The organism is Verrucomicrobium sp. BvORR034 (assembly GCF_000739635.1).
Taxonomy (GTDB): Bacteria; Verrucomicrobiota; Verrucomicrobiia; order Verrucomicrobiales; family Verrucomicrobiaceae; genus Verrucomicrobium.
The window spans coordinates 1-17,509 of sequence record NZ_BATQ01000058.1; the positions used below are offsets into that span (position 1 = coordinate 1).

11 protein-coding genes are annotated in these 17,509 nt (G+C 60.3%); 4 read left to right on the plus strand and 7 right to left on the minus strand.

Translation table 11 applies throughout. The features are described 5' to 3' along the window. Window positions 1-621: 621 nt before the first annotated feature. From BV034_RS10760 to BV034_RS10770, 3 genes are all read left to right on the plus strand, one after another. The gene (locus BV034_RS10760) at window positions 622-1,770 is read left to right on the plus strand and encodes a putative zinc-binding metallopeptidase (RefSeq protein WP_050026868.1); all 1,149 of its coding nucleotides are present in this window, start codon (window positions 622-624) and stop codon (window positions 1,768-1,770) included. 119 nt (window positions 1,771-1,889) lie between these two features. Then, window positions 1,890-3,719, plus strand: coding sequence for a hypothetical protein (locus tag BV034_RS10765; protein ID WP_265592862.1), 1,830 nt, complete (start codon window positions 1,890-1,892; stop codon window positions 3,717-3,719). Between the two features lie 118 nt (window positions 3,720-3,837). After that, on the plus strand, window positions 3,838-5,595 hold the full coding sequence (locus BV034_RS10770) for a hypothetical protein (protein WP_265592863.1): 1,758 nt from the start codon (window positions 3,838-3,840) through the stop codon (window positions 5,593-5,595). Here BV034_RS10770 and BV034_RS10775 read toward each other — a convergent pair. The 7 genes from BV034_RS10775 to BV034_RS10805 all read right to left on the minus strand — a co-directional run bounded on the left by BV034_RS10775 (window position 5,592) and on the right by BV034_RS10805 (window position 14,648). Next, window positions 5,592-6,338, minus strand: coding sequence for a class I SAM-dependent methyltransferase (locus BV034_RS10775; RefSeq protein WP_265592864.1), 747 nt, complete (start codon window positions 6,336-6,338; stop codon window positions 5,592-5,594). The two genes, BV034_RS10770 and BV034_RS10775, sit on opposite strands and share 4 nt — an antisense overlap. An 11-nt stretch (window positions 6,339-6,349) precedes the next feature. Next, window positions 6,350-6,928: a hypothetical protein gene (locus tag BV034_RS10780; RefSeq protein ID WP_050026876.1), complete on the minus strand. Its 579-nt coding sequence runs from the start codon at window positions 6,926-6,928 to the stop codon at window positions 6,350-6,352. A 50-nt stretch (window positions 6,929-6,978) separates the two neighbouring features. Next, a complete protein-coding gene (locus tag BV034_RS10785) occupies window positions 6,979-7,740 on the minus strand; it encodes a glycosyltransferase family 2 protein (protein ID WP_050026878.1) in 762 nt (253 codons plus the stop codon). Window positions 7,741-7,941: 201 nt separating this feature from the next. After that, complete coding sequence (locus tag BV034_RS10790) at window positions 7,942-8,841, minus strand: hypothetical protein (protein WP_050026880.1); 900 nt, start codon at window positions 8,839-8,841, stop codon at window positions 7,942-7,944. A gap of 172 nt (window positions 8,842-9,013) precedes the next feature. After that, a complete protein-coding gene (locus tag BV034_RS10795) occupies window positions 9,014-9,862 on the minus strand; it encodes a squalene/phytoene synthase family protein (protein ID WP_050026883.1) in 849 nt (282 codons plus the stop codon). Further along, window positions 9,859-10,779 (minus strand): hypothetical protein, encoded by a 921-nt coding sequence (locus BV034_RS10800; protein ID WP_050026885.1) that lies wholly within the window; start codon window positions 10,777-10,779, stop codon window positions 9,859-9,861. Before BV034_RS10800 ends, BV034_RS10795 begins: the two co-directional genes overlap by 4 nt. An 86-nt stretch (window positions 10,780-10,865) precedes the next feature. Beyond that, a complete protein-coding gene (locus BV034_RS10805) occupies window positions 10,866-14,648 on the minus strand; it encodes an ABC transporter permease (RefSeq protein ID WP_081887727.1) in 3,783 nt (1,260 codons plus the stop codon). A gap of 257 nt (window positions 14,649-14,905) precedes the next feature. On the opposite strand from BV034_RS10805, the gene ftsH reads away from it, so the two are divergent. Beyond that, on the plus strand, window positions 14,906-17,011 hold the full coding sequence (gene ftsH, locus BV034_RS10810; RefSeq protein ID WP_050026888.1) for an ATP-dependent zinc metalloprotease FtsH: 2,106 nt from the start codon (window positions 14,906-14,908) through the stop codon (window positions 17,009-17,011). Window positions 17,012-17,509: the final 498 nt, after the last annotated feature.

Below are 17,509 nucleotides of genomic sequence, written 5' to 3' on the forward strand. Positions count from 1 at the left end.
TGACCGCGTTTTTACAAACGTAGCTACGAGTTGCTTCTGCTGCGGTGCGGGAGGGGGGAAGCTTGTGGATGCATTCGTGAGAATGCGTGGGTGCAAGTGGTCGTGTAGGGCGGCTTGACCTCTTGTCGTGCGAGCGATGCCCCCCTGACCGCGTTTTTACGAACGCAGATACGAGCTTCTTCTGCGGCGGTGTGGGAGGGGAAGGAAGCTTGTAGATGCATTCGTGAGAATGCGTGGATGCAAATGGCCGAGTGGGGCGGCTTGGCCTCTTGTCGTGCGAGCGATACCCCCTGACCGCGTTTTTACAAACGCAGCTACGAGATACTTCTGCGACAAGGTTCCATTCTTGAACTGGGCTTCATCTTCTGGGAGGCGTGTTCGTCGTCGGTGTGCATTGGCTGATCCATCATTCAAACCTGCGACCAACTCAGCCCCCGAAGGATCAGGTCTGACAGGGCAGTTCAGTTGTCTCGTGCGATTTTCCTGCTCGGAGGTGCGAGGGAAGTGCATTCTGCATGTTTGCTGCTTTGAGCGACAGCCTGCCCAGTCCCACAATCGCTTCACGCTGAGCGCTTGGATTTTGTGGTGGCGGTTTGGTATGTCCCGTGCCCAAGGGCTGGCATGCTTTTCTTCAACCTTCCCAAGCGCCCCGTCGCGGTTCCCTCCACATGTGAGTGTGGTACCATCGTCTTTTTCGAGAACACCGTCTGTGTCGGTTGCGGTCGCCTGCTGGGGTATGTGCCGGAGACGGGGCGGGTTCATTCGTTCACGCAGGAGGCCTCCTCAGGAAACTACCGCAGTGGTGATCCTGCGCTGAAGCAGCGGCGCTACCGCTCCTGCGAGCACCGGGGCGGTGTTCTCGGCTGCAACTGGATGATCCCTACCGGGGAATCGGTCAACCAATGCCAGTCCTGCTTGCTGACCCGGACCTACCCAGACATCAACATCCCCGGCAATGATGCCAAGTGGGCCCAGGCGGAGGCCGCCAAGCGGCGGGTGGCTTCGCAGTTGCAGCGTTTGGGCATCCCGCTTGTGTCACAGTTGCTTGCGCCGGAAGGGGTATGTTTTGATTTTCTGCAAACCTCACCTGGCGATGCGCCCGTCATCACCGGGCATGAGAATGGCGTCATCACCCTGAATGTGGATGAGGCCGATGCCGCCTCTCGCGAGCTGGTCAGGCAGCAGTTGGGGGAGGAGTTTCGCACTCTGGCCGGACACATGCGTCATGAACTGGCGCACTATTATTGGGACGTACTGGCGTCCGACCCCACGTGGCTGGCAGCATTCCGGCAGCGCTTCGGAGACGAGCAAGTGGACTATGGCGGCAGTCTCACTCAGTTCTATGGGGGAGGGGCGCGGCTCGACTGGAACCAGGACTGCATCACACCCTACGCCTCAGCGCACCCGTGGGAGGACTGGGCGGAGACCTTTGCTCACTTCCTGCATCTGCATGAGGGCGTGCACGTGGCACGCACTTATGGGTTGGAAGGCGGACAGTTGCCGTTCGCGATTCAGAAGTTTGATTTGAAGGTGCTCGGACCTCGAGTGCCCAAGCGGGAGGCGCGCTTCTTCCTGGAGGATATCAATGCGTGGGTGAAGCTCAGTCTGCTAACCAACGAGATGTCCCGTGCGCTGGGGCACCCCAATTCCTATCCCTTCGTGCTCAACGGCCCGGTCGTTGGGAAGTTGTGGTTTGTCCGACAGAGCATCTCCCTCATTGCCGAGCGATTGCACGGAGCGAGCCAGACGGCCTGGTCGGCAGCTGCTTGACGAGGTGCCGAGCGGGCGAAGACGTCTGGAAGGCCAGCTTGTCGGCAAGACTCCGCCGATTGTGCTGAATAGCGTTTGACGGCACGGTCCGACGTCGCTCATTTGCGGTCGTTTCTTGCATGAAGCTGATCCGATCCCTTGCCCTAGGAAGATTCGCCTCCGGGGAGTTTCTCCGCCGCGTTGTATTGTGTCTGGGGTTGGCGATGCTTTCCGGTGCCGGAACGTTGCAAGCCCAGGCCTATCGCGGGGGCACTCAGACAGGGCCGTCCTTCGATGACATCCCCGTGATCGTTTACCGGATGGTCATTCTGGAAAGCCGGCGTCCGCTTGTCGAACACGGGGCGCAGTTTTCTGAAGCAGATTTTTCCACCCGGTTGCAGCAATGGCGCACGAGTGGCTCTGCTGATGTGGTAGTGGACAAGGGATTCATCCTTCCAGAAGGCGCTCAGGCCATTGATCCGAACTTCAGTGGTGCGGGCGGCCGGGCTCTCATGATGGGCACGCAGGACAACCGGTCTCCCGGGCCGGCGATGCGTCTCAAGTCCGGCCGTACGGCAGATGGATTCCATTCTGAAGTGAAGCTCAGTGTTTGGGCAATGTCGGGTCAGTCACTCAAGGACAGCCTCGCCACCTTGGAAAACCCCGCGATGGTGGCAGGCTCAGCTCCTGTGAGCAGCCAGGGTCCCAAAGTTGCCGAGGTGCCCTGCCAGCAGGGCCCGGAAGTGCAGCATGCTTGGAACAGCGCCTTGCGGACGGTGACGGCTCTGGTGTGCCAGTCCGGTGAAGGTTCAGGTCGCTACTGCAACATCTTCCTGAATCCCATTTCCTCCCGGCCATCCTGGATCGATCAGCCCGGATTGCCCAAGCAGTACAAGTCGGCTGACTTGCGAATGGTAGGAGGAGCGGTGCCCTCGAGCACTTTCTGGAGCTACATCAAGAACACCCGGCCGGACATCATTCGTCCCAAGGTGATGGGTGGGGGGATCCTCGAACTTTTCTGGAGCGATACCGAATGGCAGACCTTCACGGACCTGACCAAGCAGGCGGGCACTGCGTGGGCCAATTTGCCAGATGCCCGGCTCTCAGCGGAGAAGCCTTCCATCAAGCTGAACTCCCCGCAGATGAACGTCAGCATCTCCCTGGCCAGCGAACTGCCATCGCAAGGCTATCTGCTGAAGCTGGACTGCCCCACCATGACCTCCGAGAGCAGCGGAACAAAGCTCACGGGAGACCAGTTTGGCATCTCGCTTCCGGCGTTGTGTGAATCGCACCAACATCGGTGGACAGTCTTCGCCCGGCTGGCGGGCAACGTGACCTATCTGCTCGCATTTCGACCTCAGTTTGAGGAAGCGGCGAATGTGGAGCCTTCCCGCGCCGTCGCCGTTCCAGATGCTCTCCCCGGAGGCAAGGCCACCGTGCCGGAGATCTCTGCTCCGGCACCGGTCGCCCCGATGCCTGAGCCCAAAGGTCCACCCCCGCTGCCCGAGGCTCCTCCCATGGCTCCGGTGCCAGCCGCTCAAGCGCTCCAGCTCTACGCAGGCGAGTGGCAGGGCACCATCTATGGCCGTCCCAACGCTCGCATGCGCCTCAGTTGCATGTGGGATGAAAAGCGGCAGGAACTGACCCGTGATACCAAAATCGACATGGAGCCTGGTTATTCCCGGCCCATTCTGAACACCACGGTCTTGAGCCGTGATCCGGTGACCGGGGCGTTCAAGTCCCGCATGGTACCCACCACCAAGACGCCTCCGGCGATCGCCGATGGCGAATGGGATGCCGTCAAGCGCACCTTCACGTGGAGCTCGGTGGACAAGCGCACCGGCAGCCGCATGGTCACGACGGCCATGTTCCCTCTGGAGGGTGTGATGGAATGGCGTCAGGTCCTTACCCACTCAAGTGGGGAAGAGGCGATCAATGAAGGTGGGCGGAGTGTACGGGTAAAGCGCTAACTGCTTATCAGTTGCGATAGAGAGGTGGCAGAACAGGTCCTTGCGGCATTGCGCTTTGCGTTTGACGACAGGAGCTGGAACCCCTTCTGTGTTGGCAGTAGCTTATCCATAAATTTCCATGATTTCTCCGCGTCGCGTCTCCCGTCTCCATCGCTGGCCGGTTCTTAAAAGCGCAGTCTTGGCCGCTGTGTTGGGAGGGGTGCAAGTCTTGGCGTCGGCAACTGCGGCAGCTGCTCCCGCGGGGCCACCCTCCTATGACGATGTCCCTGTGTTGGTCTGCCGCCTCGTGGTAGTGGAAAGCACGTCCCAACTGGTGGACAAAGGAACGCAGTTGAGTGAATCCGCCTTCAATCAGGAATTGGAGCGCTGGCGTTCTACGGGCGGGGGCGAAGTGATCGTGGACGAAGGTTTCTTGATGCCTGTCGGTGCTGGGACGGTGAGCCCTCATTTTGATTCTGCCGGTGGGCAGGTGGTGCCAATGCCTGGGGGCGCGGGCGTGAGGGAGCCGGGGCTGACCTTGCGAATGGTGGCTCAGGCCCATGGGGCGAAGTTTCAGATCGCCGCGGCATTCGGAGCCTGGAGTCCCCCGGGAAAATCTCTGAAGGAGGGGCTTACCCTGACGCGATTGCTGCGTGCCCCCATGGAAGGGCGAACCGCTGGAGTGCTGGCAAGCCTGCAAGGGAGTCAGGCGGGCAAGGAGCTGGAGTACCAGTGGGAAACCGGACTGCAGCAAGCCACGGCTGTGTCGGGGCATTTGCTGCAGGGAGCGGGGGCGCGACTGCACCACTCTGTTTTCATTTTGCCGATTGCCACCCGTCCCTCGCTGGTGGCTCAGCCAGGCCAGCCTGTTCGTTTTCAGGGCGGGAGCCTGCAGTTGGTGGAGGGGCGAGTGCCCAGTTCGCTCTTCTGGCGGGTGGTGAACCATGTGCGCCCGGATCTTGCCCGACCGCCTGCCTATGCGGGGCGGGTGCTGGATCTCTACTGGCCAGATGAAAAGTGGGGACTGCTGGTCAAAACCATGCAGGAAGCTGGGGGCTCATTTTCGGCCCTTCCGACGTTGCCGCTGACGGCCACCCCGGAACCCCAACGAGTGGTGGGAAATGCCATGGTGGTCCGATGGAAATGGCAAATGCCCCTGCCAAGTGCGGCTTTCACCGTGGATATCGAAGATCCGCTCTCCGATGGTGCGTCGGGCGGTGAGCCACTCGTCCGCCACTGCGAATCGCATCAAGGCCGCTGGATATTGTTTGCCCGCCCCATTGGCGAAGAGACGAGGCTGATGGCCTTCCGCGCTACTTTCACGGGAGGTGAGACTGTGCCGGTGAAAGCCCTGGCGGTGACTGAGGAAACCATTGCCATGCCGGTAGCCGCGCCGGTCAAAACTGCTGTCGCAGTCCCGGTCTCGCCCTCGGCTGTCACTGCTGCGTCCAAGGCGAATGCCCAAGGACCGCTGGACCTCTATGCTGGGGAGTGGTCAGGCACGATCAACGGCCAGGCCAACTCCCGCGTGAAGATGATCTGCAACTGGAATTCGTCACGCACCCAATTAATGCGTGATAGCAGCGTCACGATCGATTCTGCCACACAGTCACCGGTGTACAGCTCCATGATCATGAAGTTCGATGAGCTGACGGGCAAGTTTCACTCCCAGATCGTGGCGAAGGATACCGACACCCCAAGTGTGGCAGAGGGGAGCTACGATGCAGCGACGAAGACTTTCATCTGGACCGCCGCCAATGACCTCACAGGTTATACTATGGTGACCCGGGCGGTGTTTCCTCGAGATGGCGTCATGGAATGGACTCAATCCGTTCTGGACCGAGAAGGGAATCTGGTCAGCCAGGGGGGCGGAAAGAACGTCCGTCAACGCCGCTAGGCCACACCATTCTCCTGGGCGGCTCCTCGTCCGAAGATCAGCAAGTGATTGTTGAAGGGCGTGCCCTCGTGAAGGGGGCGGGCTGTGAGCAACTGCAAGCCGGCCTCATGCAGCACCGCCTCCAGTTGCCCTTGCTCCGGATAGGAGACGGGCGGGGACTTCATGAGTTTCACGCGGTTCATGAGCCTATCCGTCATGAGGGTGACGCGGTAGCGCCAGTTGTCCGCCTTCAAGCCAGTACGAATCACCAGCCGCCCACCAGGGGCCACATGACGGGCAGCAGAGGTGAGCAAGGTCGCCTGTGCGTCGGTGGGCAGGTAGTGCAGCACATCCAGGAGGCAGACGTGACCAGAGATGTCTGGCCAGGGATCGCGGGCGTCCCCCTGATGAAACACGGGTGGATTGGGCAGAGCCTCCGCCGCCTTCCGCGCCGCAGCGATCTTATGGGGATCGAAGTCCAACCCATGCAGCGGACCCAGTGCGCCGCGTTCGAGGAGATAAAAGCAAAGCAGACCAGTCCCGCAGCCTACGTCCAGCACGGGCAGTGACGAGCCCGCCAACAAACCACCGACCCCTTGGTAAAGCGGATCCATCTTCACCTTCCAGTAGGCAAAGTGACGGTCGAACGGCGTGCCATACCGACCCGAAATGTTCCGGGCGACCACCTTGAGTGGATGAGCATCCGGCCGCCTCGCCACGAGGGGGGGAGGCGCTGGAGCCGGGGCTGGAGGAAGCGGGGTCAACGAGGGGAGAATTATAGCAGGTCGGTACCGTAGGTGCCTGACGCTGGAGACTTGAGCCGCGACCGCAGGGCGCTGTCATCCAGGGCACGGTCAATCACATCCTGCAAGGCGCGGGACATCAACTCCCGCAACACGGGGATCGGAGAGCCGCTTCCGGGCATGTAGGCCCCCATTTCCCGCTCACCCGAATAGACACGGCTGAAAAGCACCTGGCCGCCCCCGGACCGAACCACATTCACACGGATCTTAACATAAGCTGCAGGTCTGACGACCTGATCGCAGCGCAGTTCGAGGATCTCGCCGGTGATCATGTAAGGAGCGGTGGTATGGGAAACCAGCATCTTCCGTGCGCTCAAACCGTGCGCGAAGGCATTGCGCACCAGTTCTGCCACCGGCACGTTGGCCATGATGTTTTCGATCGGTGTCCCGATAGGCGTTTTGACGGTTCCCAAATAGTAGGGGTGATCGTTGCGCAAATCGGCGAAGCGGCCGGCGGCGACGCGACGAGGTCCAACGGGGCCCTGGCTCAGTCCTGGTTGGTAGTCCAGGCTGACCGGAGTCGAGGAGCAGGCGGCGAGAATCAGCGCCATACCGGCGCCCAAATAGAATCTAAGCAGCGTCGCGGGAAATCTCATGGGAACTAATTACTACGGAGCTTCCTTCCAAGCAACTTTGGAAGTCTTAACAGAAAGCCAAAGAAGAGCCGGGTGAACATCCAGGTGAGCAACACGTTGTCCCGGTAATAGTTGAAATGGGACACTCCGCCTTCGGCTTTGGTGAAATATCGGCACGGAGCGGGGACATTGAGAGGAGGGTGACCTTTCCAGATCAGCCGCATGGCCACCTCGGGGTCGAAGTCAAAGCGGCGGGCCCAGCGGGTCTTGTGCATGACCTGCTTGAGAGGTGCCGCAGGGTAAACGCGGAATCCGAAGAGACAGTCACCCAGATCAGACATCGTCTCCAGCCGGGCCCACCAGTTCGCGATCCGCCGGCCACGCAGACGGATGAGAGGGGCGCTGCTGTCAAATTGGGGCAAACCCAGCACGACCGCCTCCGGCTTGCTCTGGGAAGCTTCCATGAATTTCCTGATCGAGCCGGAGGCATGCTGCCCATCGGCATCCATGGTCAGCACATGCGTGTAACCTTCGGCCACGGCCTCGGTGGTGCCCCGCAATACGGCAGAGCCCTTGCCGGAATTTGTCGGCAGTTTGAGAATTCTGAGGTCGCCTTCGTGCTCGGACAAGAGCGCTTCCACTGCCTTCTCACTACCATCGGTGCTGCCATCCACCACCACCCACACCGGTGACCATTCTTCCAATGCACCCTTCACCGTCTCCACGAGCTTTGCGCCCGTGTTGAAGGAGGGAATCAGTAGAAGGTGAGTACGGGAGCGTTCTGGCATCGCGCTGTCTTAGCAGGCAAGTTACGCCGTGCAAAGGTTTGCTTGTTTGAGGGCCTGATTGGACAAAAACCCGCAAATAAGGGGTGTGTTACGGGGCTCGCATTGCTGGCATGCGGCATCATCCTGCCTTGCGGGTGGGCACCCATGGAAAGGCCTTTCCACACCCGCTCAGGTCCGTGCAGCAGTCGCAATTTTCTCGACTCAGGGCACGCGAAACACCTTCTGGGTTGTGGGGTCCATCGCCAGCGATCCACTGGAAAGACCGGTCACGTCCAACTCATTGTAAGGAGGGTAAGGGCTCTTCACGCGACCTGGCTTGGCGGTCTTGGACCCCACCAGCGGGGCACCTGAGGCGGCCGGGCTGGGCGTGGAGGGTTTCGAATTTGAAGCGGTGCTGGGCTCGTCTGCGACGGTGGGCTCCTGACGGCGGGGCTCCGGCGCTGGCGTGCTGTCGGGACTCGTCACGGGCGAGTTGGAAGTCGTGGTGACAGGGGAGTGGTTGCCGCTTGCAGGCTTCGAAGGGGTCTCGTCCGGCTTTGGAGTTGCGGGCGCGTTGTTCTTTGGCGTCTGCGTTTTGCCCAGAGAGGGGGAGGGTTCCTGGCGACGGGTCGGGGGCTCCACGGGTTTCTGCCGCGTAGGCGGTGCAGGTTCCGAAGGAGGAGACTCGTAAGGAAGGTCCTGTTGCGTCCGCTGGCCGGCATTGGGTCCCTGCCGGCTCACCGGCGGGTCATACTCTTCATCGGGGCTGACAGCCGGATTGGTGCGAGGGCGAGGGGCCGGACGTTCTGGCTGGTCATAATTTTCCCGATCATAGTCGCCGGAACCGCCAGGAATCGGCGGAGGAGCATCCAGGTTGAAGCGCCGGGGCTGCCGGCCTTGGCCTTGCGGCGGAGAAGAGCGGGTGGGCGGATATTCGTTGTAGCTGGGCGGTGATTCGTCCCGGTCCACCAAGCCCTTGAAAAAATTGACGATTCGTGAACCAAGTTTCGCAGGTGGCTGTGATGGGTCGCGGTCTGCCGCGAGGCCTTGGCTGAAGGGAGTGATGAGCAGGGCCGCGGCCACAAAAAGGGGGGTGAGGCCGGGCTGGGTGGGCGTTTTCATGACGAAAAAAGGTGGTCCAAATCGACGGAGTTGCAAGTGCTTTGGGAATCCGAAGTTTTCACCAAGGCGTGGACTGGCTGGCGCAAACCCGAGATTGGGGGGATGCTTCTGACGGGGGTGCCCCGTGATCTATTCATCGGGACACCGGGGTTCGATCCCCGGGAGTCTGACTTCAAACGGCTCGCATGAAGCCGCGGGCCGTGTAGGCACCCAGAATGGCGAACTTACGAAGCTTGCTCAATCCGATGCGGCGGCCAAAGACCTGGAAGCGGTGTTTGCGGATCTTCTGGAGGATCTCGCTGTACACCTGGGCCATCATCTCTGCGGCGAGCATGCGATGCCGGTCCTCCTCCGGAAGGAGCCTCTCGGCTTCCGCATAGTAGTGCATTGCCTTCTGATACTGGTGCTCCATGAGCGCCTCGAAACTGGCCGGCGGGCGTCCTTCCAGAATCTGACGCTCTGTGACATGAAAGCGCCTCAAGTCTTCCAAAGGCAGGTAAATGCGGCCGTTGCGGGCGTCCTCGCCGACATCGCGGATGATGTTGGTGAGTTGCAGGGCATAACCCAGTGCCACCGCATAGTCTTTGCACGCAGGGTTCGTGTAGCCAAAAATTTCGATGCTGACCAGACCCACCACACAGGCCACCTTGTAGCAGTAGGCCAGGACCTCTTCCTGGGTTTCATAGAACCGGTGGTCAAGGTCGCTCGCCACGCCATCGATGATCTCGGCCATCATGGCGCGATCAATCGGATAGCGCTTGGGCAGTTCTGCGATCTCGCTCTGGAGATCGTCTGGATGGGGGAACCCGTGAAGAAGGCCGTCCCGCCACTCTTGAAGCATTTTCCGCCGCTCTTCCACACTGGCGATGTCCTCATCTCCAATGTCGTCCACCACACGGCAGAAGGCATAGAAGGTCATCATGTCCCGCTTCCGGGTCCGTGACAACGTTGACAGGGCGAACGCGAGGTTCGACTTGCTGCGTCGTGCGATCTGGTTGGTGACGGACTCGCCAGGGGTCATGCTTCTTCGAGGGAAACGGGAGCATCATCAACATACCCACCCCACAGGAGAAGCAAGGCAGCGCTGACGAAAAGCCACAAATGGATGGTGGCGATGAGAACCCCTTCCAGGAAGAATCTTGCCATAGACAGGTTTCCTGATAGTTGATCAGGAAGAATCCCTAAACAAAAGTGGAGGAGCGCGAGGATGGGGAGGGCGGTGACGGCAAACGAAGCCAGCAGCTTCCCGCGTTGCAGCCACCATTGGAGGGTCAGTTCTCCCACGCGGAAGAAGCTGCCGCGCAATGTGGCGATGGCCAGGGGCAGGGGCGCAAGGAAGAGCAGGTATTCCGGCAGGAGCCATTGTTTGGCAAAGTTCCACTCCGGTCCGGGCTGTTTTTGGATCCACCACCAGGGCCACTGATAGGCGGCGAGCACGATCACATTTGGCCACCGGATCAACGTCTGACGAAGGGAGAGCCCTTCTTCAGTGAAAATATTGCGGGTGTTGATCAGGTAGCAACCAAACCATACCTGGGTGAAGGCGCAGATCAACGCCTGCAGGGTGGCGTCTGCCCAATGGCCGGGCCAAAAGGAGGGGAACGCCAGCACCCGGTGAAAGAGGAGGCCGAACTGCTGCCATCCACTGGCCAGACCGTCCAAAAAGATCTGGGGCCAGGGGGCCATCTCCATCGCCAGTCGTTCCGGTGCCACTGCGGCGGTGCCTGCCTTTATGGCCGTTCGGTGGTCCCAAAAGCGGGTGAAAGTGAGGCTCGCCGTGAGCCAGAGCACCGGTGCGGGGTGTCGGCCCAGCCAGTTGAGTGCCTGACGGAATATCTTTGCCAGGGGGTGGAGAAAAAGATGCAGGCCCAGGCAGAGCGCGAAACCGCCCAGCCAGAGAAAAGGAATGGCATCTTGATAGGGTGACAAGGAAAGCATCTGTCAGCCCGAGGAAATACAGAAGGATGCCGGGGTTGTCACTGATAAGCTGCAAAATGGCCCGAAGCCATGGCGATCAGCCTACATTACACCCTGGACAGCTGACGCCGCAGGGAAACGTCCAGCACGGCAATCACCATCACAAGGGTGACCACCATGACGATAAAGTTCATCCAAAGGGTCGGCACTCGCAACTCCTGCCACCAGGGTTTTACTTTACGGGTATTGTTGCCAGCGGTCGCGGCGGCACTGCTCACCCGGGATTCACCAAGGGTGGTGGTCGCAGCGGCCCGTGCTTCATCCTCCGTCGCCGGGGCAGGGGACGAGGGTTCAAAGAGGGGGTAGGTCTTGACTGTGCCGAAGAACACGTTGGGGCTGGCAGTGCGGCGGTAGTCTTCGCGTTCCATCTCCGCCTTGGTCACCAGGTCCAGGACCTTTCGGTTCACATAGATTTCTTCCGCGCTGACGCCTTTCTTCAGCTTCATGTCGTCGGGAGAGAGGTGGCCTCTCGATACGCTTTCCTGGATGCGCCGCAGCCGGCTGCTGACGCCGGAAGCATCCACATCCTGCAGCCCGGAGACGACGGCTAGCGCCTGCTTCGTCAAATCCAGATCCGCCCGTTGTTCCTCGGTCATGGGGATGTGCCGGGGCAGGTTGATGAGGCCCTGGATGCGGTCCTCCAGCATGGACTGGGCGCGGCTGAGCGGATTGAGCTGGGCCTGGGAGATGATCGCGCTCTCATAGGACCAGCGCAGGGGCATGATCTGGCAGATCAGCGGGACCTTGAGCTTGCTGGCCTCGGTCGTGTCCTTGTCCTCGCCCTTGGCCGACCACTGGCGGATGGAATACACGAAATCCAGGTTGCGGTTCATTTCCTCGTACTTGATCAACGCCCCGCCGAGAATGATCTGGGGGATGAGCAGCAGAGGGATGATGTTCAGCGCCGTACGGATGTCGTGCACGAGAGTGGAGACGAGCAGTCCCAGGCAGACCCCGGTGAGAGAGGTCATGAACATCCAGAACAAGTGGACGACGAACATCTCCCGAAGCTCCAGCACCGCATTGCCAATGAGCAGATAGATCACGCACTGGATGAGTGAGAAGGTCGAGAGTGAGAGAATTTTCCCGATGATGTAGTACCGCACCCGGAGGTTGTGATTTCGCTCCCGGTTTAGCATCGGCCGGTCGCGGATGATCTCATCCGCGCTGTTTGTCAGCCCCAGAAACATGGCCACCACCAGAGTCAGGAACAGGTAGGTGGGAATGTGGAAGGCGCTGGCGAAGGTATAAGAGTCATCCTCCGAGTACCGGAGGACCATAGAGATGAGAAAGGCCAGCAAGGGCGCCTCCAGAAGCGTCGTCAGGAGGTTCGCCCGGTTCCTGAGCTTGCTCAGGAAGGCCCGCTTTATCATCGTGGCAAAGAGGATGGACTCCTCCCGCATGGTGAGACGGGGCGGCTTGGGCAGCTTGCGCTGTTGCGAAAGCGACTCTCCGCGAGACTCCTCCCGTCGGGCATTTTCCCGCCGGGTTTCCGACTGCGACATGCTGCTCATCAGCACATGCGTCTGGTAGCGGTCACGCCAGAAATTGGGCGGGAACCGCCGTGCTGCCATCAGGTGGCCATCGGTGGTGCGCTCGTGGATGATATCGCCGCTGATATCGCGAAGGGGCGTCTCCAACACATCGAACACCAAGTCTGGCGTGACCATGTCCGGCATGGGCACATTGGCCGCATTCTCCTCCTGAGGGGCGGTCTCTTCGCAGTAAGCCTGCCAGAAGTACTCAAGCATGCCCTGCGGCGTGCCGAAGTAGGCCATCTTCCCGCCCTTGTCGAGCAACAGCGCCTTGTCGAACATCTGCAGGAGCTTCATGCTCGGCTGGTGGATGGAGGCCAGGACGATCTTGTTGCGTGCCAGGGAGCGGATGAGATCCAGGACGTGCTCGGAGTCCTTGGAAGACAGGCCGGAGGTGGGCTCATCGAAGAGGTACACATCCGCAATGCCGATCATGTCCAGGCCGGCGTTGAGCCGCTTGCGCTCACCACCGCTCAGGAACTTCTGCTGAGGGGTCCCGGCAAGCCGGCCTCGCATCTCATTGAGGCCAAGCTCCACAAGCTTGGCATCCACACGCTTCCGCCTCTCGTCCCCGGGCAGGTGAGGACAGCGTACGGCGACAGAGAAATCGAGGTTTTCCTGAACCTTGAGCAGGGAGTCAAAGGCGTCCTCCTGCGGGATGTAGGCGACATAAGGACAGAGGTTGTCCAGGCTCCCATAAAGCGGGAAGCCATTCATCTGAATGTCGCCGAATCGGGGCTTCAACTGGCCGCCGATGGTGCGGAGCAGGGTGCTCTTGCCGCATCCGCTGGGGCCCATGACGCAGATCATCTCCCCGCGCCGGGCGGTGAGGCTGATGCTGTCCAAAGCTGTGTCACGCTGGTCGAAACGGTGTCCCACCTCGCGCAGTTCCACCTGCCGGATGATGTTGCGTTCCTCCTCGATGATCCGGTCGGCAAAGTGGCAGCGCAGGTACTGTCCCTCTCCGAGGGTCAGGGTGTCCCCGTCATTGAGAATGGCCCGGTCTTTGATGGGGATGTTCCCCACGAGGATGGGCCGGTCGGCGCGCAGCACCTCCAGTTCACCGGTCTTGTCCTCGTAGTTGCAGATGATCTTGAGCAGGATCTCGCCGTCGCCATCCTGGGAGAGGAGGATGTCCCCTTCGTCCAGCAGATCCGGGTTGTTGGAGACGAGGTAGGTGTTGCGGCTGCCTTCCAGGCGGAATTGCTCTCCGAACTCCCTCGCACGGCGGCGCAGTTCCTGAAGAGAGATTTCCAATTCATCCTTGGCGATGATCTTGTCTTCGATCGAGGCCTCGATGATGGTGCCTTCGCGCAGCCGCTTGCCGTTGATCTTCGCGTCGGTGTCGCGCAACGCCTCAATGGTGACCCCGAGACCGAAGCTGATACGGAGGTTCGTGCCTCGACTGCGGGTCTGGGAGATCTCGGCGCTGCCCTCGTCGGTTAGGGTCAGATAAAGCTGGGTGCCTGTGAGGTTCTTCTTGGCATTGAAGTAGCCAATGAGATCCGCGTAGTCCAGGGAGACATCGTCCAGCACCACGCGCTCGCCCTGATACAGACGGGAGAAATCGCCGGGGCGCAGGGTGCGGCTGCGGACCAGCACCGAGGTGGCACCGACGTTTTTGATCAGCAGCAGGTTCTGGTAGCGGAACGCGGCCACGGAGCAGTCCTCGCCCAAAGAGCGCAGGAGCACGTCGCATGGCTCGTGGGCCGCGATGCGCAGCATCTCCAGCGGCTGCCCGCCTTTGCTGCGGAACTCCCCATCATCTGCGGGTTTGTCCTCGGCATTGAGCTGATAAACAATGTCGATGGCCTGGGCGGCAATGCCCAGGTTCGTCATGAACAGGTAGAACTCCACCAACTGTTGCCGGGAGTTCTCTGAGCGGGAAATTAGGAGGTAGAGCTGTACCCCAAGAAGGATTTTCTGCTCGACCGTCAAGCTGCGGCTCAGGTCACGAGCCCGGGCGCTGAGGTCCTGGGGCTTCTGGAGCGCTTCGAAGTAGATGCGGCGCAGCTCAGAGTAAATGGCTTCCGGGTAGTCATACCGCATGAACCCCAGGCTGGAGTCGATCTCCTCCTCCATCACGGAGCCGTCGATCTTGGAGAACCCGGCAAACACCTCCATGAGCACCGGCAGCATGGTGTTGCCAGCTGAATCCGGGCTGCGGCCCGTGAAACGGGTCAGGAGGCGCTGCCACCAAGTCGAGCGCCCACCCGTCAACGGCGATAGCGCCGGCCGGGCCGACCCTTTTTTGGGGCGCGGAGGGGGCGGCTGGGGTTCGGCGGAGGGCGACATGGGCAACGAGGGCGCAAACTAGGCATGGCATACGGGCGCACACAAGGGCAAGTGCATGAGCTTGGCCGCTTTTTGGCACTGAGGAAGACTCAGGGCTTGAACATTCTTGACAACGCTGTCACTAAACCCTTGCTCAACCTTCGGACCGTGCAATCGGGTGCGTCCGGGGTCTGAGCGTCAGCGTTCCGAAATTTAAGGGTTTCCACGACCTCTGTTCGGTGTATCCTTCCTAAAGCCCTCTTTTTTACTATTTCACTATGTTCGACGAAGAACAGAATCCCCAGCGCAACAACCGCAAGACGCCCGAGCCCCAGTTTAACTGGAAGGGGTTGGTGCTTCTCGGCGCATCCGCGCTCATCATCGCATGGGCCTTTTTCCTCAACCAGGACAAGAGCCTCGGCGGCGGTAGCAAATTGAACTTTGCAGAGTTCAAACAGTTGCTTGAGAACGACCAGATTATCAGCACCAAGGAAAAGCCCCTGTTTCTGATCACCAATCAGGGCACTGGCACAGAATACCTGAGTGGTGTTTACACCAAAGGTGTGCCTGTGGATGGCAAAACCAAGGTGCCAGATGCCAGCTTCACCACGGAAGTGAACATCGCTTTCCAGAAAGATGAGCTGCATCGGATGATCGAGAAGGCCAACAGCGAGCGTCTCGCCGCTGCTGAGAAGGAAGGCATCGACAAGTCCAAGGTGGAGTCGATCGTCATCACCCCGAAGTATGAGACCAACTACACCGGTACGATCTTCTTCACCCTGCTGCCGATCCTCGTGTTTGTCGGCCTGTTCCTCCTGATCCGCCAGCAGATGAAGATGGCAGGCCGTGGAGCGATGAGCTTTGGCAAGAGCCGGGCCCGTCTTCTCAACCAGGATCGCAACAAGATCACCTTCAAGGATGTGGCCGGCGTGGAAGAGGCCAAGGAAGAAGTCTGGGAACTGGTGGAGTTCCTCAAGGATCCCAAGAAGTTCCAGCGCCTGGGTGGCAAAATCCCGAAGGGCGTGCTCATGGTGGGCTCTCCTGGTACGGGCAAGACGCTCCTCGCCAAGGCCATTGCAGGTGAGGCTGACGTGCCATTCTTCAGCATCAGCGGTTCCGACTTCGTCGAGATGTTCGTGGGGGTGGGTGCCAGCCGCGTGCGTGACATGTTCGAGCAGGGCAAGAAAAATGCCCCGTGCCTGATCTTCATTGACGAAATCGACGCCGTGGGCCGCCATCGTGGTCATGGGCTCGGTGGTGGACATGATGAGCGCGAGCAGACGCTGAATGCCATGCTCGTGGAGATGGATGGTTTCGACACCCAGGAAGGCGTCATCATCATTGCTGCCACGAACCGTCCTGACGTGCTGGATCCCGCTCTGCTTCGCCCCGGCCGCTTTGACCGTCAGGTCACGGTGAGTCTTCCGGATGTGAAGGGGCGTGAGGAAATCCTCCGCGTCCATGCCAAGCGCGTGAAGCTGAGCGAGAACGCCGACCTGAGCAAGGTTGCCCGTGGGACCCCCGGCTTCTCTGGTGCCGAGCTTGCCAACATCATCAACGAGGCGGCCCTGCTGGCGGCTCGTAAGAACCTCAAGGCCATTGGTACCCCCGAGCTTGAAGAAGCCCGTGACAAGGTGCGCTGGGGCCGTGAGCGCCGTAGCCTTGCTCTGAGCGAGAAGGAAAAGGAAAACACCGCTTATCATGAAGCGGGACACGCTATCCTGATCGAACTGCTGGAGCACACGGATCCCCTGCACAAGGTGACCATCATCCCCCGCGGCCCCTCCCTCGGCTCCACAATGTGGCTGCCGGAAGAGGACAAGTTCACTCACCGGAAGAGCGAGCTTCTGGACGATCTCGTGGTCGCCATGGGTGGCCGCGTGGCAGAAGAAGTCCAGTTCAGCGACGTGACTAACGGAGCGATGGGTGACATCCGCCAGGCGACGAACATCGCTCGTAGCATGGTATGCGCCTGGGGCATGAGCGAGAAGCTCGGCATGGTGGAATACGGGGAAGGGGACGGAGCCGTCTTCCTGGCCCGTGACCTCGGTCGTTCCCGCAACTACAGCGGTGCCACCGCTCAAAAGATTGACGAGGAAGTGAAGCGTCTCATCGACGAAGCCTACTCCAAGGCCAAGGACATCCTGCTCGCCAACAAGGACAAGTTGGACGCCATCGCCCATGCCCTTCTGGAGTTTGAGACGCTCGACGGCAGCCACATCAAGGAGATCATGAAGACCGGGAAGATCCAGAATCCTCCCCAGTCTCCCAAGCCTCCTACACCCCCACCCGTACCCAAAGCCACCCCTGAGCGGACTCCCAGCTCTGCTGAAGACGAACAGGAAGGCGGCCTGCCTGGCGGTGTTGTCGGTGTTCCGGCCTGATTGGTGAACTCTTGATCCTTTTACAAAAAGCGCCTGCATGCTCTCCAGCGTGCAGGCGCTTTTTTTGTCGTCTAGGCAAGCGCCCCAGCGAGATTTTTCGGTCTTGTTGAACTTGAAGGGGTTGCGAGGCAAAAATTCGCCTCGGGAAAAACCCCTTGCACCACCCGGTGCATCCCCGTACTGTCAATTCTGTCAGTTCGTCAAAGCATGCCGCTTTGAGGCCCAGTCCTGGAAATGCTTCGCAAATGCGCTGTCCAAGCCCGCGAAAAGCACCTAACCGCCTCTCCTTCCAGTCATCCATGACTTTGGAAGCTCTTTGTGCTGCCTTGACCCGCCACCGTGCATCTTCGGCGATGCCAGCCGTCTCCGCCGGTGGCCAGAACTGCATGCGAAGCCCCAGTCGCGCCGCACTTTCTCCGTTCGCTTCGGATATAGCTGGATCTGCCGTTTCTGCGGATCCGTGCCGTGCCACGCCCTGGTCATGCTTCGCTCCAAAAC

Bases quoted from the DNA above. Each gene is read 5' to 3' on its own strand.
- BV034_RS10790 (WP_050026880.1), bottom strand. From the start codon at position 8,841: ATGAAAACGCCCACCCAGCCCGGCCTCACCCCCCTTTTTGTGGCCGCG.
- BV034_RS10800 (WP_050026885.1), bottom strand. From the start codon at position 10,779: ATGCTTTCCTTGTCACCCTATCAAGATGCCATTCCTTTTCTCTGGCTG.
- BV034_RS10795 (WP_050026883.1), bottom strand. From the start codon at position 9,862: ATGACCCCTGGCGAGTCCGTCACCAACCAGATCGCACGACGCAGCAAG.
- BV034_RS10770 (WP_265592863.1), top strand. From the start codon at position 3,838: ATGATTTCTCCGCGTCGCGTCTCCCGTCTCCATCGCTGGCCGGTTCTT.
- BV034_RS10785 (WP_050026878.1), bottom strand. From the start codon at position 7,740: ATGCCAGAACGCTCCCGTACTCACCTTCTACTGATTCCCTCCTTCAAC.
- BV034_RS10765 (WP_265592862.1), top strand. From the start codon at position 1,890: ATGAAGCTGATCCGATCCCTTGCCCTAGGAAGATTCGCCTCCGGGGAG.
- BV034_RS10805 (WP_081887727.1), bottom strand. From the start codon at position 14,648: ATGTCGCCCTCCGCCGAACCCCAGCCGCCCCCTCCGCGCCCCAAAAAA.
- BV034_RS10760 (WP_050026868.1), top strand. From the start codon at position 622: ATGCTTTTCTTCAACCTTCCCAAGCGCCCCGTCGCGGTTCCCTCCACA.
- BV034_RS10780 (WP_050026876.1), bottom strand. From the start codon at position 6,928: ATGGCGCTGATTCTCGCCGCCTGCTCCTCGACTCCGGTCAGCCTGGAC.
- ftsH (WP_050026888.1), top strand. From the start codon at position 14,906: ATGTTCGACGAAGAACAGAATCCCCAGCGCAACAACCGCAAGACGCCC.